This window comes from Pseudomonas sp. PA-1-3F (assembly GCF_021609665.1).
Taxonomy (GTDB): Bacteria; Pseudomonadota; Gammaproteobacteria; order Pseudomonadales; family Pseudomonadaceae; genus Aquipseudomonas; species Aquipseudomonas paracarnis.
Window position 1 is genome coordinate 1 of sequence record NZ_WJZD01000070.1, and the last position, 2,881, is coordinate 2,881.

The 2,881-nt window shown below is 61.9% G+C and carries 2 protein-coding genes; both read right to left on the reverse strand.

Annotated elements, in window-relative coordinates:
* Positions 1 to 1,499, reverse strand: a 1,499-nt coding sequence (locus GIV26_RS26955; protein WP_236282908.1) for an efflux RND transporter permease subunit, incomplete at its 3' end; no start/stop codon positions are given.
* A complete protein-coding gene (locus GIV26_RS26960; RefSeq protein ID WP_236282910.1) occupies positions 1,496 to 2,662 on the reverse strand; it encodes an efflux RND transporter periplasmic adaptor subunit in 1,167 nt (388 codons plus the stop codon). The genes GIV26_RS26960 and GIV26_RS26955, both read right to left, overlap by 4 nt.
* Between the last annotated feature and the right edge of the window lie 219 nt (positions 2,663 to 2,881).

Here is a 2,881-nt window from a genome sequence, read left to right on the forward strand (position 1 = left end):
GGGTGGGTAGGGGCACGCATGAACAAGGCGGCCAGCGTCGGTGCCAATGTCAGCGAAACCACCACTGAAATCAGAATGGTCGCGGTGGCCGTCAACGCAAACTCCTTGAACAACCGACCGACCACTCCGCCCATGAACAGCAGCGGAATAAACGCCGCCACCAGCGAGAAGCTGATGGATACCACGGTAAAGCCAATTTCACCCGAGCCCTTGATCGCTGCTTCGCGCTTGCCCAGGCCAGCCTCCAGGTGCCGATGGATGTTCTCCACCACCACAATCGCATCGTCCACCACAAAGCCCACGGCGATCACGATGGCCACCAGGGTCAGGTTGTTCAGGCTGAACCCCATCACATACATCAGGGCGAAACTGGCCACCAGCGAGACACCCAGCACCGCAGACACAATCAGCGTCGCCGACAGTTGACGCAGGAACAACGCCATCACCGCCACCACCAGCAGGATGGCGATCAGCAGGGTCATTTCCACTTCATGCAGTGAGGCGCGGATAGTCTTGGTGCGATCGGTCAACACGCTGACCTGCACCGAGGCCGGCAACATGCCTTGCAGGCGCGGCAGCTCGGCTTGAATGCGGTCGACGGTGTCGACGATGTTGGCGCCGGGCTGGCGCGAAATCACCAGGTTCACCCCAGGCGTATCGCCGGACCAGGCTTGTACGTAGGCGTTTTCCGAGCCGTTGACGACGTTGGCGATATCGCGCAGTTGAACTGGCGCACCGTTCTTGTAGGAAACGATCAGTTGGCCGTATTCCTCAGGGTGAAACAGCTGGTCGTTGGTCGACAGGGTGGACACGCTGTTTTCGCCATAGATCGCGCCCTTGGCCAGGTTGAGGCTAGACTGCTGGATGACCAGGCGTATATCGGCGAGCGTCAGGCCAATGGCCGCGAGCTTGTCAGGGGAGGCCTGCACGCGAATCGCCGGGCGTTGCTGGCCGGTGATGTTGATCTGGCCGACGCCGTCGATCTGGCTGATCTGGCGCGCCAGCAGGGTTTCCACGTAGTCGCTCAGCTCGGTGCTGGGCATGCTGCTGGAACTGACGCTGAGGATCAGCACCGGGCTGTCCGCCGGGTTGACCTTCCTCCAGGTAGGCAAGCTCGGCATGTCGCTGGGCAGTTTGCCGGATGCGGTGTTGATCGCGGCCTGGACTTCCTGGGCGGCGGTGTCGATGCTTTTTTCCAGGGTGAACTGCAGGGTCAAGAGGCTGGAGCCCAAGGCGCTGCTGGAGGTCATCTGCGTCATGCCGGGGATGGCGCTGAACTGCACCTCCAGGGGCGTGGCCACCGATGAGGCCATGGTGTCCGGGCTGGCGCCGGGCAGTTGCGCGGTGACCTGTATTGTCGGGAATTCCGCTTCCGGCAGTGGCGCGACGGCCAGGTTCGGGAAGGCAATAATCCCCAGCAACACCAACGCGAAGGTCAACAGCAGGGTGGCGACCGGGTGATCAACGCACCAGGCTGAGGGCGACCGGCTTGCGCTCATGGCTGCACCTGGGCATCGGCGGTGTGGATCACTTGCGGCGGCTCCTTGAGCACCTCCACCTGCGCACCGGCCTTGAGCCGAGATTGCCCATCGCTGACCAGCACATCGCCGGCCCGCACGCCTTTGATGATATTGATGTCGCTGTTCTGGTAGGCGACTTGCACCGGTACCACCTCGACTTTGTCAGCGTTTACGCGGTACACGAAATGTGAGTCCAGCCCACGCTGCACCACGGTCGGCGGTACCACCAGGGCGTTCTTGTCGAGGGCCGTCTGGATTTTGATGGTCACCAGTTGTCCCGGCCATAGCTTATGCGCCGGGTTGCTGAACTCGGCCTTGGCCCGCAGGGTGCCGGTGGTGGAACTGATCTGGTTGTCGATCAGGCTCAGGTGGCCTTCGCCGAGCAGGTCGCCGGTCTGGCCATCGGTGTCGGCGCCCAGGTAGGCGTCGACGGTGGCCCGGGTGGGGGCGGCGATCAGGCCCTGCAAGGTTGGCAGCATCTGCTGTGGCAGCGAGAACTCAACGGCAATCGGGTCGAGTTGGGTGACGGTAAACAGCCCCTGGGTGTCGCTCATGCGCAGGAAGTTGCCTTCGTCCACGTTGCGGATGCCCACGCGGCCACTGACCGGGGAGCGAATCTGGGTATAGGAAAGTTGTACTTGAGCCGCATCAATGGCCGCCTGATTGCCCTGCACCGTGGCCTTGAGCTCGTTGACCAGTGCCTGTTGCTGGTCATAGGTCTGTTTCGACACACCGTCGTCGATGCTTAGCGCCTTGTAACGCTTGAGATTGACCAACGCCACTTGCAACTGTGCCTGGCTTTCGCCCAATTGCGCCTTGGCCTGGTCGAGGCTGGCGCGGATCGAGCGGTCGTCGATGGTAGCCAACAGATCGCCAGCTTTCACCGACTGGCCTTCCTTGACCAGCAGCTGTGTGAGGATGCCGTCGATTTGCGGGCGAATCACCACGCTGTGCAACGACAGCACTGAGCCTATGCCGCTGACAAACCTGGGAACGTTCTGTTGCGCGACGCTCACTACCCGTACCGGGATCGCCGTGGGCGCTGCCAGGCGGGGCTTGGCAGGCCGTGTTACTGCCCAGGTGGCCACCGCCAATACCAAGAGGATGCCCACCATCAGGGCCGTGTTTCGTTTTATCTGCATGGGAGGCGCCGGGGCGCAGTTGCACGTTTTAAGCTGCAAGCTGCCAGTTGAAGGTTGGGTAGCTGCTTTATAGCCCGGTAATGCGGTCAGCACGGTGACGCCAAACTGACAGCCGCGACAGCTAGCGCTTTTTACTTGTGGCTTGAAGCTTACCGCTTGCCGCTTTGCCCCCGTATACTGGCGCTTTTACGCCTATCGCTGCGCCGGAGCCCCTATGAC